This window comes from Shewanella polaris (assembly GCF_006385555.1).
In the GTDB taxonomy this organism is placed as follows: Bacteria; Pseudomonadota; Gammaproteobacteria; order Enterobacterales; family Shewanellaceae; genus Shewanella; species Shewanella polaris.
Genome location: NZ_CP041036.1, coordinates 1,119,327 through 1,145,402, shown reverse-complemented (window position 1 = coordinate 1,145,402; position 26,076 = coordinate 1,119,327). Strand labels below are relative to the sequence as shown.

Here is a 26,076-nt window from a genome sequence, read left to right as displayed (position 1 = left end):
ACTATAAACTTGTGCAGTAACTCAAAAAATACTTATACACAGTTTGGCTCACGCCCATATGGTTAAAATGAATACTTAGTCACTTAGAATAATTTTTTACCCAAACACTGTATTTGTAAAAAAATTCATTATTTTTATTTCAACAACAATTCCATGTTGTTGTTAAAAAAAAGTAACCAAGCGTTTACGTGTTTTCTAAAATTCTTTTTATTCATAACGTTATAGGTTAAATTATACAGTTTACGTTAACGTAAACCTACTGAGTTATTATGTTTTAATAGTACTAACATTTCAGTTTGTTGCATTTTTTTGGTTTGACCTTTGTTCATTCTCGGTTTAATTTGAATGGTTCGGGTGCATATCTATAGATATTCTTCAAATTTACCCCGAGTCATATCTAGTAGAGGTTTAGGGGGTTTTTTGTATGAGCTTGTATCATCCCAGTTTTGAGCGTGACAATTGCGGGTTTGGTTTAATTGCACAAATGGATGGTGACGCTAGTCACCGCATCGTGCGTACCGCGATTCATGGTCTCGATCGAATGAAGCATCGTGGTGGTATTGCAGCTGACGGACGCACAGGTGATGGCTGTGGTCTATTAATGCAAATGCCTACAGATTTTTTTGAAGCTATTGCCGCAGAGAATGATTGGCATTTAAGCCGAAAGTTTGCTGTAGGTATGCTGTTTCTCAGCCAAGATGAACAACGCGCAGATGAAGCGAAGTTTATTTTAGAAAAAGAACTACAACGAGAAACACTGAGTGTTGCTGGCTGGCGTAAAGTACCAATTAATCCTGATGTATTGGGTGAGGTTGGCCGGAAAAGTTTGCCACAAATTTATCAAGTATTGATCAACGCGCCTGTGGGATGGCGTGAAAAAGATCTTGAACGTCGTCTATATATGGCGCGTCGACGTCTTGAGCAACAAATAACGGATGACAAGGATTTTTACGTAGCCAGCCTTTCTGGTCAAGTCATTGTCTATAAAGGCTTAATGATGCCAGCTGATCTGCCGTCATTTTATACCGACTTAGCAGACATACGTTTAAAAAGTGCCATTTGTTTATTTCATCAGCGCTTTTCAACTAACACATCACCAAAATGGCCATTAGCACAACCGTTTCGTTATCTCGCTCATAACGGTGAAATCAATACCATAACGGGTAACCGTCAATGGGCAAGAGCGCGTGCCTATAAGTTTAATTCGCCTTTGTTACCGGATTTACAACAAGCGGCACCTTTTGTTAATGAAACAGGTTCAGACTCCTCTTCTTTAGATAATATGCTCGAAATGCTGTTATCTGGCGGAATGGATTTATATCGCGCGATGCGTTTGCTTATTCCACCAGCTTGGCAATCAAATCCAGAAATGGATGATGAGTTAAAAGCCTTCTATGACTTTAACTCCATGCACATGGAGCCGTGGGACGGCCCTGCTGGCATTGTAATGACTAATGGTCGTCACGCTGCCTGTGCGGTTGATCGCAACGGCCTACGCCCTTCTCGTTACGTTATAACCAAGGATCGTATCCTCACCTTAGCGTCTGAGGTTGGTATTTGGGATTACGCCGCCGATGAAGTGATTGAAAAAGGTCGTGTTGGCCCAGGCGAACTATTGGTCTTAGACACCCTAAACGGTCGTTTGTATCATTCATTTGAAATTGATAACGACTTAAAGCGTCGTCATCCTTATAAAGAATGGATGGCTAAAAACAGCCAAACCTTAATCCCTGCAGAGCAAATGGCCCCCGCTAAACTGGGTTCAAGTGGCTTTGATAGCAAAACACTGCTGCAATATCAAAAACAATTTGGGTTTACTCGAGAAGAGTTAGAGCAAGTTATTTGGGTGCTGGCCAGCAAAGGTGAAGAAGCTATCGGTTCAATGGGTGATGACACGCCTATGGCGGTATTGTCGAAAAAGTCCCGTTCATTGTATGACTACTTCCGTCAAAAATTTGCTCAGGTGACCAACCCGCCAATTGACCCATTACGTGAAAAACACGTAATGTCATTGGCCACTTGTGTCGGTCGCGAACAAAATCTGTTTAGCGAAACCACAGGTAACGCTTATCGTGTAATGTTTAATTCGCCCATTTTATTATTCAGTGATTTTAACCAGTTACTAGGATTAGATAGTACTAACTATCGCGCCAATACGGTTGATTTAAACTATGATGCCAACGAAACTTTAGAGCAGGCTATACGTCGTATTACCGATGAAGCTGAACGCTTAGCGCGAAGTGGCACGACATTGTTAGTATTGTCAGACCGAGCCGTAGCGAAGAATGCTCAAGTTATCCCCGCTGCGATGGCGGTAGGCTCAGTACAAACTCGTTTAGTGGATAAAAGTTTACGCTGCGACACCAACATTATTGTTGAAACTGCATCGGCACGCGATCCCCATCATTTTGCGGTGTTAATCGGATTTGGTGCTACTGCTATCTACCCTTACCTTGCTTATGAATCTATTTCTGCGATGGCAAAACTGCATCACGTTGAAGATGTGACCTCATTATTGCTTAACTTCCGTTATGGCATTGAAAAAGGTCTACGTAAAATCATGTCAAAAATGGGTATCAGTACTGTCGGTTCATACCGTTGTAGCCAACAATTTGAAGCGGTAGGATTAGCCAGTGATGTGATTGAATTATGCTTTAAGGGCGTGATAAGTCGTATTGAAGGCGCCAGCTTTACGCATATCGCTGAAGATCAGAAAACACTTCATACTGCTGCGTATCGCGCTCATTTACCCTTGCCTCAAGGTGGATTATTGAAATATGTTGAAGGTGGGGAATATCACGCCTTTAACCCAGATGTGGTCAACACACTTCAAGCATCACTCAAAGATAAGAACTACGCTGAGTATAAAAAGTTTACTCACTTAGTAGATGATCGCCCAGTGGCCACGTTACGCGATTTAATTGGCGTCAAAGGTCAGCTTGATGCTGTTGAGTTAGACACAGTCGAAACCGCTGAAAAGCTCTACTCTCGCTTTGACAGCGCAGCCATGAGTATTGGCGCATTAAGCCCTGAAGCACATGAAGCCTTAGCGGTTGCAATGAATCGTCTTGGTGGTCGCTCAAACTCTGGTGAAGGCGGTGAAGATGCCAATCGTTTCAATAGCGAGCGTAATTCTGCTATTAAACAAATTGCATCCGGCCGATTTGGTGTAACTGCACACTATTTAGTTAACGCCGATGTACTACAAATTAAAGTGGCTCAAGGTGCTAAACCAGGCGAAGGTGGTCAATTACCTGGTCATAAAGTCAGTGTTGAGATTGCCGGTTTACGCCATTCTCGTCCTGGTGTTACGTTAATTTCACCACCACCGCACCATGATATTTATTCAATTGAAGATTTAGCTCAGCTTATTTTTGATTTAAAACAAATCAATCCAAAAGCATTAGTGTCAGTCAAACTGGTATCAGAACCTGGAGTTGGCACCATTGCAACGGGTGTGGCTAAAGCTTATGCCGATATGATCACTATTTCTGGTTACGATGGTGGCACCGGTGCTAGCCCGATAACCTCAGTAAAATACGCAGGTTCTCCATGGGAACTTGGCTTAGCAGAAGTGCATCAGTCGCTAGTAGAAAATGGCTTACGTCATAAAATTCGCCTGCAAGTGGACGGTGGCTTAAAAACTGGTACTGATGTCATTAAGGCAGCACTGCTTGGCGCCGAAAGTTTTGGTTTTGGTACTGTGCCAATGATTGCATTAGGATGTAAATACTTACGTATTTGCCATCTAAACAACTGTGCAACGGGTATCGCAACCCAAGACAAAAATTTACGTGACAATCATTATCATGGCTTACCTGAGCGAGTAATGACTTACTTTGAGTTTGTTGCTCAAGAAGTGCGTGAATGGATGGCAGCTTTAGGCGTAACTCAGTTCGAAGACTTAGTCGGACGAAGTGATTGGCTATATACTATTGAGGGTAAAACTGACAAGCAACGTGGTTTAGATTTAGCGCCAATTTTATACCAACCTAAAGTTCAACCAAACTCGTCACTAACTTGGAAAGAAACTAATCCACCATCTGATGTTGGTCAATTGAACCAAACCCTATTAGCTGATTGTCGTGAAGCAGTTGAAACAGGTGAACCGTTTTCCTATCAATATCAAATTAATAATACTGATCGCTCGGTAGGCGCGACATTGTCAGGCTTTATTGCTACGACAGTGGGTGTGACTGGTGCAAAACAGCCGTTAACCCTTGGCTTTAGTGGCAGTGCAGGTCAGAGTTTTGGCGTGTGGAACAGCCCGGGCCTTGAGCTTAAGCTATGCGGTGATGCCAATGACTATGTAGGTAAAGGCATGTCTGGCGGTAAAATCGTTATTCACCCACCTATTGGCAGCCCTTTCCAAAGTGAACGCAGTGCCATTATGGGTAATACCTGTTTATACGGTGCAACTGGCGGCAAGTTGTTTGCAGCGGGTCAAGCTGGCGAGCGTTTCGCCGTGCGTAACTCTGGTGCCATCGCGGTTGTAGAAGGCAGTGGCGATAATTGCTGTGAATACATGACAAGCGGGATCGTGGTAATCCTAGGTAAAACAGGAGTCAACTTCGGTGCAGGCATGACAGGCGGATTTGCTTATGTGTTTGACCAATTTGGTCGCTTTAATCGTCGAGTTAATACCGAAATGGTTGATACTCATAAAGTAGAATCAAAAATCCACCAACAACACTTAAAAGAATTAATTGAAACGCATCATGCTGAAACTGGCAGTGAACATGCCCACATGATTTTAAGTGATTTTGAAAACTGGTTGGATTGTTTTGTATTAATTAAACCAAAGAATATTGCCGTTGCTGACCTGCTTAAAATTGAGCAGAAGAGTCCGGAATTAGTTGTAAAGGCAGGGTAATCATTATGAGCAATGACTTTCAGTTTATCGAAGTCGGTCGAGTAGACCCTATAAAACTTAAAGCAAAAAAACGTGCCACACAATTTATTGAAATTTATCAGCCATTTACACAACCTGAAGTCAAAGAGCAAGCCGACCGCTGCCTTGACTGTGGAAACCCGTATTGCGAATGGAAATGCCCACTGCATAACTACATTCCAAACTGGTTAAAGTTGGCTGAGCAAGGCCGCATTATGGAAGCCGCAGACTTGGTACACGAAACCAATACTCTGCCAGAAATTTGTGGTCGAGTGTGTCCACAAGATCGTTTGTGCGAAGGCGCTTGTACCTTAAACGACGATTTTGGTGCTGTTACCATTGGTAATGTTGAAAAATACATTACTGATACTGCTATCTCGCAAGGTTGGCGCCCAAACATGACTCAAGTGACGCCGCGTAAAGAACGTGTAGCCATTATTGGCGCGGGACCCGCGGGTCTTGGTTGTGCTGATATTCTGGCTCGCAATGGCGTTCAAGCAGTCGTGTTTGATAAATATCCTCAGATTGGTGGCTTGCTAACATATGGTATTCCTTCATTTAAGCTGGATAAAGAGGTCATGGCCACTCGACGCTCAGTGCTTGAAGGTATGGGCATTCAATTTAAAATGGGTGTCACAGTCGGTAAAGATATTAGTTTTCAGAGCCTGTTAGATGAATATGATTCGGTATTCCTTGGCATGGGCACATACACTGCCATGAAAGCAAAACTACCTAATGAAGAAGCTCAAGGCGTCATTCAAGCGCTGCCGTATCTTATTGGTAATACCCATCACATTATGGGCACTCATGACGATGCAACACCGTATTTAAGCCTTGAAGGTAAAGATGTGGTGGTATTAGGAGGCGGAGATACCGCGATGGATTGTTTACGCACTGCTGTACGTCAAGGAGCTAAAAGCGTGACATGTGCTTATCGTCGTGATGAAGCCAACATGCCAGGTTCGCGTCGTGAAGTACAAAATGCCAAAGAAGAAGGCGTTAATTTCTTATTTAATCGTCAACCTGTGGCGATTAAATCTGAAAATGGCCAAGTGGTCGGTATTGAATGTGTTGAAACCCAAATGGGAGAAGCTGATGCCAGTGGACGTCAACGCGCCGAAATCATTCCTGGTAGTGAGCAAGTATTAGCAACCGATGCGCTAATTATAGCCTTTGGTTTCCAAGCCAGCCCTGCTGCTTGGTTTAGTGATTTTGGCATCGAAACCAATGAATGGGGATTAGTTAAGGCTAATAAAGCTGCTGATAACCCTTTCCAAACCACTAATCCAAAAGTGTTTGCCGGTGGTGATATGGTGCGAGGATCTGACTTAGTTGTCACTGCAATAGCAGAAGGTCGAGATGCAGCGTTAGGCATTTTGAACTACTTTGATTAATCGATACGCTTGATTAACAGTTGTATCAAAATAGTTTTTACTTGTGAATTAGCGTATCTTCGGATGCGCTTTTTTTTGCTTATATCAAACAGTAATAATCAATACCACAACCCTCTATAGACAAGCACCAGACCTAACCCACTAAAACCATATAATTCATTGTTTAATAGGTCATTTCTCGATATAAACTCATTAAAAAGCAATTTCCATCGTTTAATCATTTCGCAATAAAGTGTATTTTGCTTAACCGCTCTGGCTAACACACGCCTTGAGTGATTGATTCGCTTCATGTAAGAAAGTAAAATGATAACCATTATCATTTATTTTGTTTAGTTTAAAGAATAATTCCTTCATTTCTATTAAGGCACTCCCTTGAATATTTTCTTAAGCAGCTTCATGTTATGGCGACAACAGCTCACATCTTCGGTCTTCAATAGATTCCTATTAATTGTCATCACCTCAGTATTTTCAACTTCTTTATGGGCACAGAGCCCGGCAGTCGCGACACCAGAAATATCACAAGAGCAACTCAAACAAACACGACAAATTATCCAATTAGCTGAATATATTGGCGTGGATTACTCAGAAGCCGTTACCGCAGGCAGCATATCGAATCCTGATGAATTTGCTGAAATGCAGCAATTCGCTGGCATCATCATAGAGAAAACCAACCTCCTCGCTAACGATAAGCCAAATTCGCTAATGGCAGATGCATTGCAATTACAACAAGCCATTGCAGATAAAGCATCACTGGATGTAATTCAGGGCTTTAGCCAAAAAATTCGTAAACAGCTATTAAACCAATCTCCCGCCTTAGTACTGCCATCACAATTACTGGCTAAAAAGCATGTAAAGCAACTGTTTATAGAAAATTGTTCGACCTGTCATGGTGATTTAGGCCAAGGCAATGGGCCATTAGCTAAATCATTATCACCTGAACCGACTAATTTTACTGACCAAGAGAGAGCCTTAAACCGTTCACTATTGGGACTTTATGATGCGATTTCAGATGGTTTAGATGGCAGTGCCATGCGTGCTTTTAGTGAATTAAATGATCAACAGCGTTGGTCATTGGCTTTCTATGTAGGTAGTTTAGCTTTTGAGCCAACAGCTGCAACAACAAAACACATCGAAGACGATATTAATATTGAATTACAACAATGGGTCAATAGCAATCCAACCCAATTAATTCAGCAGAATGTTGGAATTGATAAAGCCAAATTATCATTACTACGCTCACAACCTGAGCTACTGTTTCAACATGCTGACTCGCCTATTTCGGTAGCCCGTACTAACTTACAGGCAGCAGTCAAAGCCTATCAAGCTAATGAATTTTCACAAGCACAAACCTTAGCTGTAAGCGCCTACCTCGATGGTTTTGAATTAATTGAAAACAACTTAGATGCCCACGATAGTGGTTTGCGTAAATCAATCGAAAGCCAGCTGCTTAATTTTAGAAACATCCTAAAAACAGCAGGACAGGATGGCCAGGTAAATCAACAGTTGACCAGCATATTGGCTCAACTAGACCAAGCCGACACCCTATTAACGGGGCAATCACTATCGAATAATGCCATGTTTTCGGCTGCATTAATCATCCTGCTACGCGAAGGATTAGAAGCACTGTTAGTGATCATTGCTTTAATGACAGTGTTAATTAAAACCGAACGTCAGGATGCAATTAAATTTGTTCATTTTGGTTGGATATCAGCACTCGCCGCTGGTGTATTAACCTGGTGGGCGGCAGATAACCTTATTAGTATTAGTGGAGCATCTAGGGAGTTAATGGAAGGTGGGGCCGCACTATTAGCGGCATTAGTATTGTTTTATGTCGGCTATTGGATGCACAGTAAAACCCAAGGCTCGAAATGGCAAAGTTACATTAAAAACAATGTCGATCGTCATTTAAATACTGGCACCTTATGGGGACTCACTGGGCTGGCATTTATTTCGGTCTATCGCGAAGTGTTTGAAACCATCTTGTTCTATCAGTCGTTATTGACACAAGCCATTGGATCCGCCAGCAGTAATGAACAGGTAAGTTACTTGGTTTATGGTTTGTTTTCTGGCATAGCCATTTTAGCCGTTATTGCGTGGTTAATGGTGCGTTATTCGGTTAAATTGCCGTTGGCACGCTTCTTTGCTGTGAGCTCTTACTTCATGCTTATTTTAGCGTTTATTCTGGCAGGTAAAGGTATTTCAGCGCTACAAGAAGCAGCTGTAATTAGCCTGACACCTTTTCCGATTGATGTGTCGATTAGCTGGTTAGGCATTGCCTCAACGTGGCAAGGATTAATCACTCAAATGGTGATTGTAGTGTTATTTAGCTTTTTGGTTATTCGTAATCGTGATGCTAAATAATACACGCTGCTAGGTGTAGCCTAATTAACCTTTAAGGCTTGATTCGGCATTACATCGATAAAACAATGTTCCAATAAGCATTGCTTCAATAAAAAGACCGACTAAATACATTTAGCCGGTCTTTTTATATTAGAGCATGTATTAAATATCTGTTTAAAGTTTACTTCACAGTAAACTTAGTGTCTTGATCTCGTAATAGATACAATGCAAAACACGCTGCCCACATTGGCCATGCCGCAAAAAACAATAAGTTATTAAATGCATCAAAATATTGATTAAATGCCGACAACGTCGAAGCTCCGTGCATTAAGAAAATCACGCCATAAGTGATGCGTTTTTTAATCCCAAGTACGAAGGCAAACACCAATAACAACTGTAATCCACCCATAATATAGGCTGCGACTTCACTCACACCGCCAATTCCATAAAACTTCTCGAATATTTTCATACTATGGCCAGGGTTAACGAACTTATCCAATGTCCACACTAGCATCACTAAAAATACACCTAAGCGTAAAGACAATAACGACCATTGCAATTTGCTTTGAACATCGCTAGTAAGTGTTGTTTGCATCATAATTCCTTAAAAAATATAAATAAAACTCATTATGTTGAGCTTTTAATAGGCTAAACTGATTTTGACTAAAAAGTTAATCAGCCGTTAATTGACCGAGTAAGCCAAGATTATGTTGCACAAACACTTATGCCATTTAGTTCTAGATAAACAACATTTGGCATAACATCGTTGTAATAAACTCGTTAATCATTGGGTCTTTTACACTAAGTTCATTACAGTAGAAAAAATTATGCTTCTTTATCGTCACCCTAACCGTTCACTTACTGCGCTAGCCATTAGCCTAGCCCTGTATTCATCAATGGCTTCATCGATGGCTACTGCAGCCGAAGACACCTCTTCTATCGAGGTCATTCAAGTGTCAGGCAAAGCGATTAACGATAAAGGCATGTCACCTAAAAACAGCACTGTTGATGGTCCATTTGGTGACGGAATAGCATTAAAAGATATTGCTCGCTCAGTGACGCCTATCACCAGTGAAATGATTGAAGAGCTTAATATCATAGACTTGTCTGACATTCAAAAAGTCAGCCCAAACAGTTATTCAGCTAGCGGCTTTGGCGCATCAAGCCTACCCACTATTCGGGGGCAATTAGGCGAGCTATATCAAGACGGTGTGCGTCGTCAAGCGGGTAACAATGGTTTTGGTGTACCTATGTCGTTTAACCCAGTCGAACAAATTGATGTGGTAAAAGGTGCGCCGCCAGTACTATTAGGCACCAGTCAACGCAACGGTGGATTTGTTAACTTACACTCTAAAGTCGCACCAACTGATGACCAATTCTCTAAACTCACGTTATCGGGTGGCAGTTGGGATCATTACCGTGCTCAAATAGATATTGGCACCGACATAGTAGCCAACCAAAGCGGTGTGCGGTTAAGTGCAGAACACATCGATAATGGCAGCTACTACGATTACTCAGGTTTTAAAAGCGACAGTATCTTTGTCGCATTTAGATTTTTTCCTGACGATGCCAGCACTTGGGACATTAATGTCGAATATTACGATGTTGAGTTTACTGACAACGCGGGGATTAACCGCCCGACTCAAGCATTAATCGACAACGGTTTATACGTTACAGGTCAAGGTGTACAGCCTAATGGCAGCACTATAGCTGGAGCCAATGCCATCGTATCCCCTACTGGGTTAGTTGAGATAGATCGCAGCCAAGTATTAACCGACCCCGACAATATCAATAACGCCCAAACCTTTTTACTTCACAGTACTTATGTTCGTGAGTTAAGTGATAAAGCGACCTTTAAAAACATAACTTATTATCAACATTTAGAACGTGAAGAAATCGCTAAAAATAGTTTTGTTGAAATTATTGATGGCGCAGATACCGCCCAAAACAGAGTTGAATTAGCCTATCAGTGGAACGATAGCCAAAGCACTATTACTGCGGTCGATATCCGCTACAACAAAGTGTTAGGTTACAGTCAATTTACCACCGAAGCGGACTTACCTATCGACTTGACTGGTCCCATTGAAAACCGCCGTATTCCTCTTACTGCTGAGCAGCAAGCAAGGCTAGTTGAACTTCGTCTAGGTGTGTTTGTGTCACCCGGTGCCCAGTACGATACCAATAGCGATGGCAGCAGCGATTTTTCATTGTCTGACACCACTGACTCAACCAGTTGGCAAACGGGTTTAGCCATTCAACATAACAGCCAATGGACAGATAAATTGTCGACCAGCATTGGTTATCGTGCCGATTTTTATGATGTAGATGCGCACGATCCGATTGCCCCGCAAGGGCAAATCGCAGCCAGCGATTCGATCAGTGAAATGCTTGAATCAGGGCAAATCAGTGTTAGTTATCAACTCAGCGATTTTATCACCACCTATGCCAGCGCCAGTTATAACGAGTCAACCTCAAACAGCATGGCTGGCGGTACCACGTTAGGCGCCAACAACCAAATTAGTAGCCAAAACTTTGCCACCGAAAACACCTTAACTGAAGTAGGCATTAAATATTCACCCACGGACAGTGCTTGGTATGTTGATGCGGCAGTGTTTGATCAAAAGCGTAGCTTGCGTAACCGCGATGGCAGCAATACCGGCATTCGCACTAAAGGTTTTGAAGCCCAAGCCTTTTATGATGCAGATCCATTTTGGTTAAGCGCGGGCTACAGTTATTTAGACGCGCGTTATGATGACTCCGCCAGTAGTCAAGATACAGTACAAGTTGCCGATACGTTTGATAACTCACGCCCAGATATTATTCAAGGCACAGGTATTGGCGCACCAAACTTCGCTTCATTTGCACCGTCGGACCGCCGTGTACAAGGCCTTCCTGAACAAACGTTCACAATTAATGGCGGAATGTCCATTACTGAGAAATGGAAAGCTGGTTTCTCCGGTCTATATACCAAGAGTTACCCATTGGACTATTTAGCGACTGTGTATATTCGCGATCAGTACACGCTTAACATTAACACTCGCTATGATTTTACTGAGCAAACAAGTTTAAGGCTGGACGTCAATAACGTTACGAATCAAGAGAACTGGCGCCCGGTATTTGAAGGCGGTTATTTCGGTTCTACCTTGGTTTATCCTGAACTACCGGTTAACGCCACCCTGACTTTACAGCACTCATTTTAAGGCTATAAATTATGTTTAAAAAAATTGTTTTATTACTGATTGCTGCATCATTAGTGGGATTATTTTTCCACTTTGACTTGCATCAATTACTGACCTTAGAGGGCCTAAAGGGCTCGATGAATGACTTTAGTCAATTACGTGAAGAGTCACCACTGTTGGTTATTGGCGGGTTCTTTTTATTGTATGTGGCAGTGACCGCATTGTCCTTACCTGGTGCCGCGATTCTTACCATCGCTTCGGGTGCCTTATTTGGCATCGTAGAAGGATTAATTATTGCGTCGTTTGCCTCGAGTATCGGCGCAACACTGGCATTTTTAGTGTCGCGTTATCTGTTGCGTGATTCAATTAAACAACGTTTTCCAGAGCGCTTAGCGGCCATTGATGCCGGTATTGAAAAAGAAGGTGGCTTTTACTTATTTACCTTACGTTTAGTGCCAATATTCCCGTTCTTTTTAATCAACATGCTGATGGGTGTAACCGCCTTTAAATCGTGGACTTTTTACTGGGTAAGCCAAGTCGGTATGTTTTTGGGCACCTTTGTTTACGTTAATGCGGGTACTCAGTTGGCACAAATTGACAGCTTATCGAATATTTTATCCTTTAACCTTATCGTGTCATTTGCACTATTAGGTTTATTCCCCATTATTGCAAAAGGTATTGTTAACATGATCAAAAAACGTCGCGTATACAGCAAATGGACCAAGCCAGCTAAATTTGATCGCAACATGATTGTGATAGGCGCAGGTGCCGGTGGCCTAGTAACCAGTTATATTGCTGCCGCAGTAAAAGCTAAAGTGACCTTAATTGAAGCCGGCGAAATGGGCGGCGACTGCTTAAACTATGGCTGTGTGCCGAGTAAAGCGATTATTAAAAGCGCTAAAATTGCTCAGCAAATAAGAAACGCCCATCATTACGGCTTAGAAGACAGCACTCCTGAATTTTCATTTAAAAAAGTCATGGCGCGTGTGCATCAAGTGGTTGCCGATATTGCTCCCCACGACAGTGTTGAGCGTTACACCAACTTAGGTGTCGACGTAGTCAAAGGCTATGCAAAATTAGTCGACCCATGGACAGTTGAAATTAACCACCCAGACGGTAATATCAGTCGCTTAACCGCGCGTAGCATTGTCATTGCTACAGGTGCTCGCCCATTTGTGCCACCGTTACCAGGCATAGAAGAAGTTGGTTATGTCACCAGTGATACCTTGTGGGACGAGTTTGCAAAACTCGATACAGCACCACAAAAATTAGTGGTACTAGGCGGCGGCCCAATTGGCTCAGAACTGGCACAAAGCTTTGCCCGTTTAGGATCACAAGTGACTCAAGTTGAAATGGCTGAGCGCATCATGATCAAAGAAGATCTTGAAGTGTCTGAGTTTGCCACCCAAGCCTTGCAAAAAAGTGGCGTGAATATTTTAACCTCACACCAAGCGCTGCGCTGCGAACTACGAGACGGTAAAAAATACCTTATTGTTAAACATCAAGAGCAAGAGTTAGCGTTAGAGTACGACCAGCTATTATGTGCTGTCGGTCGTAGTGCCCGCCTAAGCGGTTACGGCTTAGAAGAGTTAGGCATTGAAACCAACCGCACTATCGTCACCAATGAATACCTAGAAACCTTATACCCAAATATCTATGCGGCAGGTGACATTGTTGGGCCTTATCAATTTACTCACGTAGCAGCGCATCAAGGCTGGTACGCGGCAGTCAATGGACTTTTTGGCCACTTGAAAAAGTTCAAAGTCGACTATCGCGTTATTCCATGGACTACGTTTATCGATCCAGAAGTGGCTCGTGTGGGTATTAATGAATACGAAGCCAAACAGCAAGGGATTGATTATGAGGTCACTCGCTTTGATTTTGCCGAGCTTGATCGCGCCATTACAGACAGTGCTACCGAAGGGTTTATTAAAGTGATTACCCCTAAAGGTAAAGATAAAATCTTAGGTGTAACGGTCGTGTCTGAACACGCTGGTGATTTAATTGCTGAATTTGTATTGGCGATGAAACACGGATTAGGGCTTAACAAGATTTTAGGCACCATTCACAGTTACCCAACATGGGCCGAAGGCAACAAGTACGCCGCAGGTGAATGGAAGCGTAACCATGCACCAGAAACTGTATTGCGCTGGTTAGAAAAATACCACACATGGCGTCGTGGCTAACCTGACAGAGAAATGACTCAGGTTCACCTAGCTAAGGCTCACGAAATTGGGCCTTATCTTTAGAATCATTTAGCTTTTGGATCATAAAGATGGATCTTAAAATAGGTCTCAGATAATGAAAATATTAACGCGATTTACTCAATCATTTTTACCGACTATTGGTCTTTTGTTGAGCTTGCTTGTCAGTAGTGCGACTATTGCGGCGGCGAATGAGTCTGAGGGGCTTTCTGGTGCTAATCGTCTTGTGGAAAGCCAGACAAAAATGGCATTACATGATGAGTGGAATACCTTGCTCAGCCGTCATGTAAAACCGATTCATTCAGGTCACAGTAGCGCAATAGATTACGCAGCGATACAACAAGATCGAACCATATTGACCAGCTATCTCAACCAATTGAGTCAGATAACCCAAGCAGAATTTGATGCTTGGGATAAACCATCGCAATTGGCATTTTTAATTAATGCTTACAACGCGTGGACCGTTGAGTTTATCTTAACTAAATACCCTGACATCGACTCAATCAAAGACCTAGGCAGTTTTTTTAGTTCTCCATGGGATAAAAGCTTTATTCCATTATTAGGTAAAACCCGCAGCCTAAATGATATTGAGCACAAACTCATTCGTGGTAGTGATCGTTACAACGATCCCAGAATCCACTTCGCGGTAAACTGTGCCAGCATTGGTTGCCCTGCACTGCGTGAAGAAGCCTATACAGGTGCTAAACTCGAACTGCAATTAACCCAGCAAACTGAACGTTTTCTTGCCGATAGTAGCCGAAATTATGCCAAGGGAGACAGCCTGTATTTGTCTTCTATCTTTAAATGGTATGGCGACGACTTTACTAAAGGATTTCGCAACACTCATTCGATTGAAGCATTTTTATTGCTTTATTCCAATAGTGATAAAGGTGTTCTGACACTAACTCCTGCACAGCGTCAAGCGGCAGAAAAACAACAACTCGATATTAAATTCTTAGATTATGATTGGTCACTTAATGTTGCTGGCTGATTTACGCTGGTGCAATATCACTAGCACTGCCCTTTACCGCAACCTTATAAAATCTGAGGTTGCAGTTAGTTTTGGGCTTAGTGCTTTTTTGCTTGTTACTGCCCTTTGGACTGGCATGGCTCATGCCTCTGTCAACGATGTTGTAGATAAACCGACAGCACAAACCCAAATATTAACGACACCATCAATCCCAGTATCTAATAAAGCATCAGCTCAAGCATTGAAATTATCATGGCCAGAGATTGAATCTCGAGGCGCTAATCAAGATGTGTACTTTCATGCTTGGGGTGGCGATCCGCAAATAAATCGTTATATTCAATGGGCCGCGAAACAAGTTAAGCAGCAATATCAGATCAATTTACACCATGTAAAACTCACCGACACAAGTGAAGCGGTCAGCCGAGTATTAGCCGAAAAATCAGCAAACAATGATCATCAAGGCCAAGTCGATTTAGTGTGGATTAACGGTGAAAATTTTGCCGCCATGGCCAAGCATCAACTGCTAGCGCCAAATTGGGTTACGCAATTGCCCAACTTTGGTTTAACCGATCCAGATAACAATCCCGCGATGACCCGTGACTTTGGCGTGCCAACACAAGGGATGGAAGCACCATGGGGTAAAGCTGCGCTGACGTTTTACTACGACAGCATAGTGACCTCATCACCACCGCAAACTTTGCAACAACTAAGCCTATGGGCCAAACAACACCCAGGCAGATTCACCTACCCTAAGCCACCTGACTTTTTAGCCACCAGCTTTTTAAAGTACGCCTTAATTGTGCTGAACAACTCACAACCTGAGGCGATTAAAAATCTGCTTTATCAACCCGCGACAACGCAAAGCCAGGCTTTGTTATTACCGGTATTGTGGCAATATTTAGATGAGCTACATCCGCATCTATGGCGCAAAGGTCAACACTTTATGTCCAGTGGCATGGAGCTACGTCGCTTAATCGGCGATGGTGAACTTGCCCTAGCGTTTACCTTTTCAGCCGCCGAAATTCCCGCGGCCGTTGCACGTTTTGAATTACCCGACAGCAGTCGTAGTTATCGTATGCAAGATGGCAGTTTGAGTAATATTCACTTTATCGCCATTCCCTATAATGCCGCTCACCTGGACAGCGCTAAATTGGTAGTCAATTTTTTACTGAGTCCACAAGCTCAAGCACACAAACAGCAAGCGAATATATGGGGCGACACCAGCGTGTTAGCACTATCAAAGCTGACAGCCGAACAGCAAACTTGGTTTGAGCCACCCGCTCAGTCACATCCCAGTGCCACTATTGCTAACCAAGCAATCAGCCCAGCGTTAAGCGAGCCAGATCCAAGTTGGAGTAAGGTTATTACAAAGCTATGGTTACAACGCTATGGAGTGATGCAATGAACACGGTAGCCAAGCTGTTCAATCCAATTGTGCGCTTCAGTCCATTTATGATGATGGCTTTGTTACTGATCCCTGTATTGGGTGGGTTAATTGGCGTTATTCTGCCTGCGTTTGGTTGGATCCCAGCACTGGATCAAACCCATTTTAGCCTGAATGGTTTTCAGCAATTATGGCAAACGCCGGGCATTGGCCACATGGCGTTATTGAGTATCACCACCAGCTTGATTAGTACCTTGTTGGCCTTTTTAATCACCATATTGATCCTAGCAAGTTACTTTACCAGTCCGTGGCTGGGTTATATTCAACGCCTTTTAGGACCTATTTTGGTTATCCCTCATGCTGCTGCAGCCATTGCTATTGGATTTCTTATCACCCCGTCTGGCATGTTGTCTCGCTTAGTGTCGCCTTGGTTAAGTGGTTGGGATGCACCACCAGATTGGCTATATCCACACGATGCGATGGGGCTGAGTATTATTCTAGGCGTGACCTTAAAAGAACTGCCTTTTTTATTGCTAATGGCGCTAGGCGTATTAGCACAACCCGACCTTGGGCAAACATTGCGGGCACAACATAAAGTGGCATTGAGCTTAGGTTATTGCCCAATGACGGCTTTTTTCAAAGTAGTGTTACCCAGCTTGTATCCACATTTGCGCTTACCAATATTAGCAGTATTGGCTTACGCCAGCGCCAGTGTCGAAATCCCCTTAATTTTAGGCCCTAACAATCCACCGACATTGGCTGTGGCAATTATGCAGTGGTTTCATGACGTGGACTTAAGCCTACGCATTAAAGCGTCAGCTGGGGCAATATTACAAATTCAACTGACGTTATTAGTGTTAGCCTGTTGGTGGTTACTCGAACGCTTAGTGAGTCAATTTGCTAAGCCAATGTTAACCAATGGCGAGCGCGAATACGGCGGCGCTATCATCCAAAAGATAACCCATGTCATCACCGCATTAATGTTAACTATCATTGGTTTGGCATTAGTTGGAATGCTGTTGTGGTCTTTTGCTGGCTTTTGGCATTTCCCTGATGCCTTACCGCAACAATTTGTAATGCTGCACTGGCAAACGGCATTACAACAAATGCACACACCACTTATCGACACGGTACTGATTGCCCTCTGCGCCACCGTTCTGGCGATAACTTTAACCTTGCTCACCTTAGAAGCGGAGCAGCATAGCGGAAAATCGCTATCGCTTCTGGGCAGTGTATTAATTTATCTGCCCTTGCTTATTCCAAGTATCGCGTTTTTATTTGGTTTGGTCTGGTTACTTGAGCAAATAAACAGTCAACATACCTTTATCAATGTGGTACTGGCCCATTTGTTATTTGTATTACCTTATGTGTTTTTATCGCTGGCCAGTAGCTATCGTCGTTTAGACCCACGCTTTAGTATTGTTGCGGCCAGTCTTGGGGCCACCAAAGCAAAAATATTTTTCCGGATTAAACTGCCCATGTTAATTGGGCCGATATTCATTGCTTGCGCATTAGGTTTAGCCATTAGCTTTAGCCAATACTTACCAACCTTACTCACTGGTGGTGGACGCATCAATACCATTACCACTGAAGCTGTTTCGCTAGCCAATGGAGGAAGCCGTAGGATCAGTGCCGTATATGCGTTAATGCAAATGATCCTCCCCGCTTTAGGTTTTTTACTGGCTTGGCTATTGCCAAAAATGTTAGTCAAACGCCACCAACAAGGATAATAATGCAAACATTCGCGAGTACAGCCAACGGCTCAAATACCACCTCAACATCAGAACTCACCATTGATGGGCTGATCTTGCGTCGTCAGCAACAAAACTTATTATCATTAAGCGCGACCATTCGTGGCGGTGAAATATTAACAATTATGGGGCCATCTGGCAGCGGCAAATCAACGTTATTAAACTGGTTAACAGGCATGTTGCCAGCGGGCTTTAGTGCTGAAGGTCAATTGCATTTAAACGGCCAAAATATTACGAAAACAGCCAGTCATTTACGCCATATTGGTTTGCTCTACCAAGACCCGTTATTGTTCCCGCATTTATCCGTGGCAGGAAACATCGGCTTTGCTATGCCGCCAAGCCCTAAAGCACAGCGACAAGCCGCAATTAGTGAAGCGTTAACACAAGTCGGTCTGGGTGGATTAGAACAACGTGACCCGCAAAGTTTATCAGGCGGTCAGCAAGCTAGGGTGGCATTGCTGCGGGTATTGCTTAGTCAACCCAAAGCCATATTATTAGACGAACCCTTTAGTAAGCTGGACAGTCAGTTACGTCAAGAAACCCGACAATTGGTATTTGATCAAATACGCCAGCATCAGCTACCTGCCATTATGGTGACTCACGATCAAACCGACACGGATGCAGCTCAAGGTAAAGTCATTAAATTAACATCAAGTGAAATGATATAAACCACTATTTTGACAAACAACAGCTGAATTAACAGACAACAGATCGATTAACATACAACAGCTTAATTGGAAACGACGCATGTTAGATAAATTTATTACTCCAGTGATTAAACAAATATTATCCCCATTAGTGGTGTTACTCGATAAGCAAAAAGTGCACCCAGACCAATTGACATTAGTCGGTTTTGGTTTAGGCATGCTAGCCGTGCCGTTTCTCGTAATGCAGCAGTGGTATACGGCATTATTTTTTATTGCCCTCAATCGTATTATTGATGGCCTTGATGGCGCCCTCGCTCGCTATCAAAAACACACCAGCGCAGCAGGTGGTTTCTTAGATATTTGCGTCGACTTTGTATTTTACGCAGCCATTCCATTAGGATTTGCCTTAGCCAACCCTAATGAGAATGCCCTAGCCGCAGCGGTTTTATTAACCGTGTTTATTGGTACCGGCTCAAGTTTTTTGGCTTTTGCGATACCAGCAGAGCAGCTGAATCTTCCTAGGCCACAATTTGCCAATAAGAGTTTCTATTATTTAAATGGCTTAACCGAAGGCACTGAAACCATCGCCTTTTTTGTCGCATTTTGTTTATGGCCAGCCTATTTCCCAGAACTTGCATACAGTTTTGCATTTTTAGGCGCGATTACCATTTTTACCCGTATACATGGCGGCTATCACACATTGAAAAATCATACCGTTAAAGAATCCGGCTCAAAGAAACTTGAAGTTAACAAACCTGCAGTAAAGGAAACGGTCATTGAGGAGCCTAGAATATGATAGATGAAATAGCAGCAATCAGATTAGGGGTATTTTTAACCATTCTTGTGTTGATGATGAGTCTAGAACTGTTGTTTCCCGCAAGAAAGTTAACCAAAACACCACAATCAGCCACAATGCTGACTCGTTGGTTTGGTAACTTTGGCTTATTGATAATCTCATCTGTAATGGCAAGATTAATACTGCCGCTGGGTTTAGCGGGTTTTGCCTTATACACCACCCAACAACAATGGGGATTATTACATTACGTTGAGCTGCCATATTGGGCTAATATTATTATCAGTATATTGCTGCTGGATATGCTTATTTATTGGCAGCATAGGTTATTTCATATAATTCCGTTACTGTGGCGCTTACATAAAGTCCACCACGCAGATCGCCTTGTCGACAGCAGTACAGCTTTACGTTTTCATCCTTTTGAAATCATTGCCAGCCTTGGCATTAAAGCGCTCGCGATTGTGATATTGGGGATACCCGCAGAAGCCGTAATACTGTTTGAAATTTTGCTTAATGGATTTGCGATTTTTAACCACACTAATATTCGTTTACCAAAACAACTCGAAAAAGTGGCTCGTTATGTCGTGGTAACCCAAATACTCCACCGCATACATCACAGCCAGATTATGGCTGAAAGTAATACCAATTTTGGCTTTAGTGTTATTTGGTGGGATCGGATTTTTGGCACCTACTCCAACGATGCCAGTAAACCTGATAATCAAATTGATATTGGCCTAACTCAATACCCCAATGCAAAACAAAATGCTTGGCTCTCCGGTTTATTATGGATGCCTTTTACCACTAAAAAATAACAGCATGGTGCAGTGTAAATCATCAGAGGTTTAAACAATATGTACAATTAAATCCAACTCATTGTATTTAATCTATAAATAGAATCGCGTACTGTTAGACGTAAACTATTAGAAGTATTTATTATGCGTTTTTGTGATGTGAGACTTCTGAAGTTCTTGATTAATCGATGATACTTTACCATTATATGACTAATATATTATTAACGGATAAAGATACTATGATCGGTTTTACTCAAGGTTTGAAAGCTAGAATAGCCGATTTAGAACACCAATTAGTCACTAATAAACAGCACCATTCTGATGAATTAAATCAATTACAACTGACTATTTCTCAGTTAAGTCAGCAATTAAATCATTTAAATAGCCAATCCGGATACGATGCAGCACGTGCCGACCTTCAATTACAAGGTGCAACAATGCTCAACGATATTCGTGATACCACCTTAGAAAACTCAATTAAGCTAGATAATGAAAAACAAATGCTGTCTGAACTAGACAAGTTATTTGGTCAAACGCGGGTAGCAATAGGCAACTTAAAAGACCGTGCGGGGCATTTAAATGATCACGCAGAGAAAAGCATGACGACTGCGGCAGAACTCAGTCTATCTGCAAATGGGATCAGCAATCTAGTGTCATCTATTCAACAAATCTCAGAACAAACCAATTTGCTAGCGCTCAATGCTGCTATTGAAGCAGCTCGAGCAGGTGATGCAGGTCGTGGTTTTGCCGTGGTAGCGAGCGAAGTTCGTCAATTAGCAGGTAATGCGCATGAAGCCAGTACGAATATAGAGAAATTAGTATCCAAAGTAATTGACCAAACTGAACAAATTAAGCAAATGGTAGTAACAAACCAAACTTGTGCGAGTGATATTGCGGTATCTTCGGAACAAATTAATCAGGTAGTCTCCGATGTATTGCAAAGTTCTGACGTAATGAAACAAGTTATTGGTGATGCCTCATTGACTGCATTTTTAACAACGGTCAAATTAGATCATAGCGTGTGGAAAAGTGATGTATACCGAATACTCGCCAGTAAAGATCTTAATGCTAGTGTCAATAGCCACGCTGAATGTCGACTCGGTAAATGGTATTACCAAGGTGAAGGACAACAATTCGCGAGTTTATCGAGCTTTAAAGCGATTGAGCACCCTCATAAAACAGTACACAGTTCAGGAAAAGCCGCTGTGGAAGCAATGCGGTCGGGTGATGAACATGCTATTTCGGCGCAACTTGAACTCATGGAAGATGCAAGCATCAGTGTAGTTCATGCTATCGATAATTTACTTACTCAAAGTCAGCAGTAATATCGGCCATGAAATTAAGAAATACAATTTACTTTTCCATCGCATGTTTATGTGATGGAACTGTTTTATTTGCACAAAAAACCACTAGTGTCCCAACAAGTATTATTCAATTGATTGATTGATTTAAAAAAACTATACTATTTAATAACCCTACGGTTACTAATGCGTAATATTGTATGAGTTTTTTAAACACCTTTTTCCTGCTAAATGATGATATTAACGCACATCAATCGATACCCAATTGGCGAATAAGTGCACTGAGGATAATCCTAACCTCTGGATTACTATTGTGCCTAGCCACTGCGTTGGATACATTCAGTAAAGCATTACAGCTAAATTATTTATGGATAATTGCGCTGACAATTGGCTTTACATCGATATTATTATTGCTGTTACTCGCAAGCAAGCGATTCTATTATTCCTGCGCTCACCTACTTCTTATTGCACTAGTTTTGGCTAGTTTAGCAATGAATTTAACCCTCCCTGAATTAGCATTAGCCCAAATCGGCAGTATGTTGATGTTTGTCTGTCCTGCCATCGCGCTAATGCTGTTAGGACGCAGAGTGGCAATATTTTATGCCTTATTAAATATTGTGCCGTTTTACATGATGTTACACGACATCAACCTATCTAAATATACTAATATAAATCAACAGCTTCCAGACGCTAACTGGTATATTACTGGCGTGATTTTTGTATTTTTTAATATCTGCATTCCTTTAGCCGTGGCAAGAACCATTGTCGCAGCTAAGCGCCTTAACAAAACAACATTATGTTCAAATGCTTATCTAAAAAGTAAAAATGATCTCTATCGCACTTTTTTTACTGAATCCACCATTCCAAAAATCATTGTCGATGATATGGGGATGATTACAGATGCTAACCAACAAGCTATTGATTTGCTGAAATTACCTAATCCATTAAATCATCAACAATTGTTGTTCTCTTCTATTATTCCGAACTTTAAAAGTTGCAATTCTGATAAGCAAGAACAGATACTGCAACTCAACAATACCTATCAACGTGTTGAACATCAGCAAGTTACGGATTCTGACTTTTGTGTTTATGAATTTCATGATTGCAGTACCGAGCAACACATTAAAGATAATTTGACCGCGATGGAGGAAGAGAACAAACGCCTGCGTTATCGCGATACACAAACACAACTACCTAACCGTGATTGGTTTGAACTGCAATGTAACCGCCTGATAGCCAAATATCGAAAAGGCTTTTATGTGGTTGTCGCCCAAAGCGCCAATAATGACTATTTGAATATCAAGTTTGGTAACCATAACAGTCAAACTATCACCCAAACGGCCTTTAAACGTCTGCGTAATGACATTGAAGGCCCCTTGTTATGTGCTCATATAGGTCCAGGTAAAATCGCCTTTATACTTGGCAGCCCTAATGAAAATGACCTCTATAGTGCCTTACCTAAAATCAAACATATTTTAGATAAAGATTATAATTTACTTGGCATTAAATCTTCACAGTCATTTTTATTTGGTATTGCTCATTGCCCTGAACATGGTGATTCCAGTGAGAAAGTTGTCGCTCATGCCGTCGAGGCATTAAAGCTAGCAAATACCAATGAGGTATTCAGCCTTTACAACGAAACCAATTCACAGAGCTTTTTAGAAAAATATGAAATTTCGATGTTGCTAGATGAAGCACTGCAACAAGGGGAACTCAGTGTACATTACCAACCCAAGGTAACTAATACAGGTAAATGCATTGGTCTTGAAGCACTTTCCCGGTGGAACAGCCCAATTTTAGGCTCGGTATCACCTGCAATATTCATCCCTATAGCAGAAGAGTACCGTATGATCAGCCGTTTAACCGATTTAGTGGTTCAAAAAGTCTGTTCGCAAATTAATCAATGGACTCAACAAGGGTTTAACTGTGTACCAGTAGCAATTAACATTTCCTTAATCGACTTTAGCCAAAGCGACTTTATCTCTAAATTAGTTAAACATTTAGCTGACTTTGCTGTCAGCCCAAATCAAATTGAATTGGAGTTAACCGAAACTTCATTAGAAGCGAATCAAGCCCATTCGTTAATATTAATGAAAACCTTACAATCATGGGGTTTCACTATCTCGGTGGATGATTTTGGCGTCGGTTATTCCAATATAGCGCGCTTAGCTGACTACCCTATCAATAAACTTAAGTTAGACCGTTCCCTAATCAGCCAAATTACCACTTCGGATCGTCAGCAAAGCCTAGTGAGAGCCATTCATAATATGTGTGAAGAACTCAGTATAAAATGTGTTTCAGAAGGAGTAGAAACAGCCGAGCAGGTAAGGATTATGGCTGATATGGGCTGCAAAGAATTCCAAGGTTTTTATTTTTCAAAACCCATTACGCCGGAACAATTTTTTGCTCACGTTAGTCAAAAGGGACTGATATTTGAGCATCAAGACACTTTAATAAAAGCTTAGCAATAAGTACAAAAATAATGAGGTAACTAATCATCTGAAACGTGACAAATATAATAATAAATAGAGTCGGCTTTTTTACTAACCTAAAGCGACCATGGTATATTAGCGCCCATTCGTATTTGCTCATTCTGTTAAGGTTCACTCATGAAAATCGGTATTATTGGCGCTATGGAGCCAGAAGTTGTTCATTTAGTTCAAGCTATTGTAGAACCAGTACATACAACAATTGCTGGCATCGAATTTATTAGCGGCAACATTGCTGGTAAAGACGTGGTAGTTACCCGTTCAGGTATCGGTAAAGTGGCAGCCAGTATCGCAACCACATTATTAATCGAAAAGTTTGCTGCTAGTCATGTGATTAATACCGGTTCGGCTGGCGGCTTTGTTGATTCACTCGCGATTGGCGATATTGTCATTTCTTCAGAAGTGCGCCATCACGATGTAGACGTCACGGCTTTTGGTTATGAAATAGGCCAAATGGCACAACAACCTGCTGCATTTATTCCAGACAACATGTTGGTCAATGCAGCCAAAGACGCTGTGATGTCATTAGGTGAGGTCAACGTAATGGAAGGGTTAATTTGTACTGGCGACAGTTTTATATGCGATCCTGTGCGTACTAAAGTGATGCGCGAGAACTTCCCTACAATGGCAGCATGCGAAATGGAAGCTGCGGCTATAGCCCAAGTGTGTCATCAATTTAAAGTGCCATTTGTAGTAATCCGTTCTTTATCAGACAATGCCAATAATGATTCACCGGTGGATTTTGACTCTTACATCATTAAAGCAGGTTTGCATTCTGCCATGATGGTGACCGCATTGTTACAACAGCTATAAACCGTCTAGACTCTGTTCAGGTATTATGATGTTCATAATACCTGTTCCTGAGAAAATAACATTTGACGGTCCAACAACAGCCCAACTATTGAGTCTCTATGGTAAATCAATTATTCAATCCTCAATTACTTAGCCAAGATGGCGGGTTACTACAAAGTTGTTGTATTGTTTTTTGTGCCTTAATATTGGCTCGATTTGCACCAATTCCAAGAGAATTACAGCCATTACTCTGGTTTAACCGTTTAGCCACACTCATTGCCGCTAAGGTAAATCATCCCGAGCGCGCAGTGAGCCAACAGCTTATCGCTGGCATTTTAGCCACATTCATTTTGATTGTACCAAGTGGCATTATTGTCAGTTTTTTACTTAGCTTTGCCGCCTACCCTTGGTTTTTTGAGCTGATTATTTTGTATTTTTGTTTATGTGATTCCGCTTTTAAACCTGTTGCACAAAAGGTAGTTAATGCAATAAAAACGGGTAATAAGCAAGATGCCAAACAGTTGTTAGCACCTTGGGCAAAACAAAATACTCAAGTTTTGTCTGAAGTAGGTATAAGTAAAACAACTATCGAAAAACTGTTTACCACCCCAATCTATGGCACCTTAGCCACTGTAATATTTTTTGCTCTCGGTGGTGCCACCATGGCGTTAATGGTGCGTATGTTAAGACAGTTAGAGCATTGTTGGCCGCCTTATCATCCGCATTTTCATATTTTTTCTAGCTTTGTTGGCCAATTAAATCGGCTGATCTTTTTTATTCCTACCTTGTTATGGCATTGCTCATTAGCCATCCAATTTGGTCAATTGGGTATTCGATCTATTTTTTCGAAAGCCACCATGTCACAAACCAACAAAAATCAGTTAAATAATCACTACAGCAGTTATGCTCTGGCTGCGCAGTTATTAAAAATAGAATTAGGAGGTCCGCAGCAATTTAGTGACAACGGCAAAACCATTCGAGTCGACTTAGCAAAAGTAAAAGCGGGTCCATTACCTGATCATCGACACATCAGCCAAGCCATCACCATCACTCAAACTGCCAATCTATTTTGGATCAGCTTAACCTTGCTGCTACCCTTGATTTGGACTGGATTAAGATTACTTTAAAACATATAAATCTTGTTTTAAAC

16 protein-coding genes are annotated in these 26,076 nt (G+C 41.9%); 15 read left to right on the top strand and 1 reads right to left on the bottom strand.

Features of this window, described 5'->3' with window-relative positions; genetic code table 11:
* Nucleotides 1-424 precede the first annotated feature (424 nt).
* From gltB to FH971_RS05015, 3 genes are all read left to right on the top strand, one after another.
* A complete protein-coding gene (gene gltB / locus FH971_RS05025; RefSeq protein ID WP_140233582.1) occupies nt 425-4,873 on the top strand; it encodes a glutamate synthase large subunit in 4,449 nt (1,482 codons plus the stop codon).
* Nucleotides 4,874-4,878: 5 nt separating this feature from the next.
* Complete coding sequence (locus FH971_RS05020) at nt 4,879-6,285, top strand: FAD-dependent oxidoreductase (RefSeq protein ID WP_140233581.1); 1,407 nt, start codon at nt 4,879-4,881, stop codon at nt 6,283-6,285.
* A 396-nt stretch (nt 6,286-6,681) separates the two neighbouring features.
* Nucleotides 6,682-8,646, top strand: coding sequence for a cytochrome c/FTR1 family iron permease (locus FH971_RS05015; protein ID WP_140235530.1), 1,965 nt, complete (start codon nt 6,682-6,684; stop codon nt 8,644-8,646).
* 160 nt (nt 8,647-8,806) lie between these two features.
* On the opposite strand, the gene FH971_RS05010 is transcribed toward FH971_RS05015, so the two are convergent.
* Nucleotides 8,807-9,220, bottom strand: a complete 414-nt coding sequence (locus FH971_RS05010; RefSeq protein ID WP_140235529.1) for a hypothetical protein — start codon at nt 9,218-9,220, stop codon at nt 8,807-8,809.
* A 232-nt stretch (nt 9,221-9,452) separates the two neighbouring features.
* Here FH971_RS05010 and FH971_RS05005 point away from each other — a divergent pair, with 232 nt between their 5' ends.
* The 12 genes from FH971_RS05005 (at nt 9,453) to FH971_RS04950 (ending at nt 26,053) form a co-directional block, all read left to right on the top strand.
* On the top strand, nt 9,453-11,825 hold the full coding sequence (locus tag FH971_RS05005; protein WP_140233580.1) for a TonB-dependent receptor: 2,373 nt from the start codon (nt 9,453-9,455) through the stop codon (nt 11,823-11,825).
* An 11-nt stretch (nt 11,826-11,836) separates the two neighbouring features.
* Nucleotides 11,837-13,990 carry an FAD-dependent oxidoreductase gene (locus tag FH971_RS05000; RefSeq protein WP_140233579.1) on the top strand — a complete coding sequence of 718 codons (2,154 nt, stop codon included), beginning with the start codon at nt 11,837-11,839 and terminating at the stop codon, nt 13,988-13,990.
* A 262-nt stretch (nt 13,991-14,252) separates the two neighbouring features.
* Entirely contained in the window at nt 14,253-14,999 is a 747-nt protein-coding gene (locus FH971_RS04995) for a DUF547 domain-containing protein (RefSeq protein WP_420853478.1), read from the top strand.
* 115 nt (nt 15,000-15,114) lie between these two features.
* Nucleotides 15,115-16,383 (top strand): ABC transporter substrate-binding protein, encoded by a 1,269-nt coding sequence (locus FH971_RS04990; RefSeq protein WP_140233577.1) that lies wholly within the window; start codon nt 15,115-15,117, stop codon nt 16,381-16,383.
* A complete protein-coding gene (locus tag FH971_RS04985; RefSeq protein ID WP_140233576.1) occupies nt 16,380-18,092 on the top strand; it encodes an ABC transporter permease in 1,713 nt (570 codons plus the stop codon). Before FH971_RS04990 ends, FH971_RS04985 begins: the two co-directional genes overlap by 4 nt.
* A 2-nt stretch (nt 18,093-18,094) precedes the next feature.
* The gene (locus tag FH971_RS04980) at nt 18,095-18,781 is read left to right on the top strand and encodes an ATP-binding cassette domain-containing protein (RefSeq protein WP_240778445.1); all 687 of its coding nucleotides are present in this window, start codon (nt 18,095-18,097) and stop codon (nt 18,779-18,781) included.
* 79 nt (nt 18,782-18,860) lie between these two features.
* The gene (locus FH971_RS04975) at nt 18,861-19,556 is read left to right on the top strand and encodes a CDP-alcohol phosphatidyltransferase family protein (RefSeq protein ID WP_140233575.1); all 696 of its coding nucleotides are present in this window, start codon (nt 18,861-18,863) and stop codon (nt 19,554-19,556) included.
* Nucleotides 19,553-20,365, top strand: coding sequence for a sterol desaturase family protein (locus tag FH971_RS04970; RefSeq protein WP_140233574.1), 813 nt, complete (start codon nt 19,553-19,555; stop codon nt 20,363-20,365). Before FH971_RS04975 ends, FH971_RS04970 begins: the two co-directional genes overlap by 4 nt.
* A 185-nt stretch (nt 20,366-20,550) precedes the next feature.
* Entirely contained in the window at nt 20,551-21,669 is a 1,119-nt protein-coding gene (locus FH971_RS04965; RefSeq protein WP_240778444.1) for a methyl-accepting chemotaxis protein, read from the top strand.
* Between the two features lie 176 nt (nt 21,670-21,845).
* Nucleotides 21,846-24,110: a putative bifunctional diguanylate cyclase/phosphodiesterase gene (locus tag FH971_RS20450; protein WP_206194445.1), complete on the top strand. Its 2,265-nt coding sequence runs from the start codon at nt 21,846-21,848 to the stop codon at nt 24,108-24,110.
* 144 nt (nt 24,111-24,254) lie between these two features.
* Nucleotides 24,255-24,947, top strand: coding sequence for a 5'-methylthioadenosine/adenosylhomocysteine nucleosidase (locus tag FH971_RS04955; protein ID WP_140233573.1), 693 nt, complete (start codon nt 24,255-24,257; stop codon nt 24,945-24,947).
* A 98-nt stretch (nt 24,948-25,045) separates the two neighbouring features.
* A complete protein-coding gene (locus tag FH971_RS04950; protein ID WP_140233572.1) occupies nt 25,046-26,053 on the top strand; it encodes a cobalamin biosynthesis protein CobD/CbiB in 1,008 nt (335 codons plus the stop codon).
* The last annotated feature ends 23 nt before the right edge of the window (nt 26,054-26,076 follow it).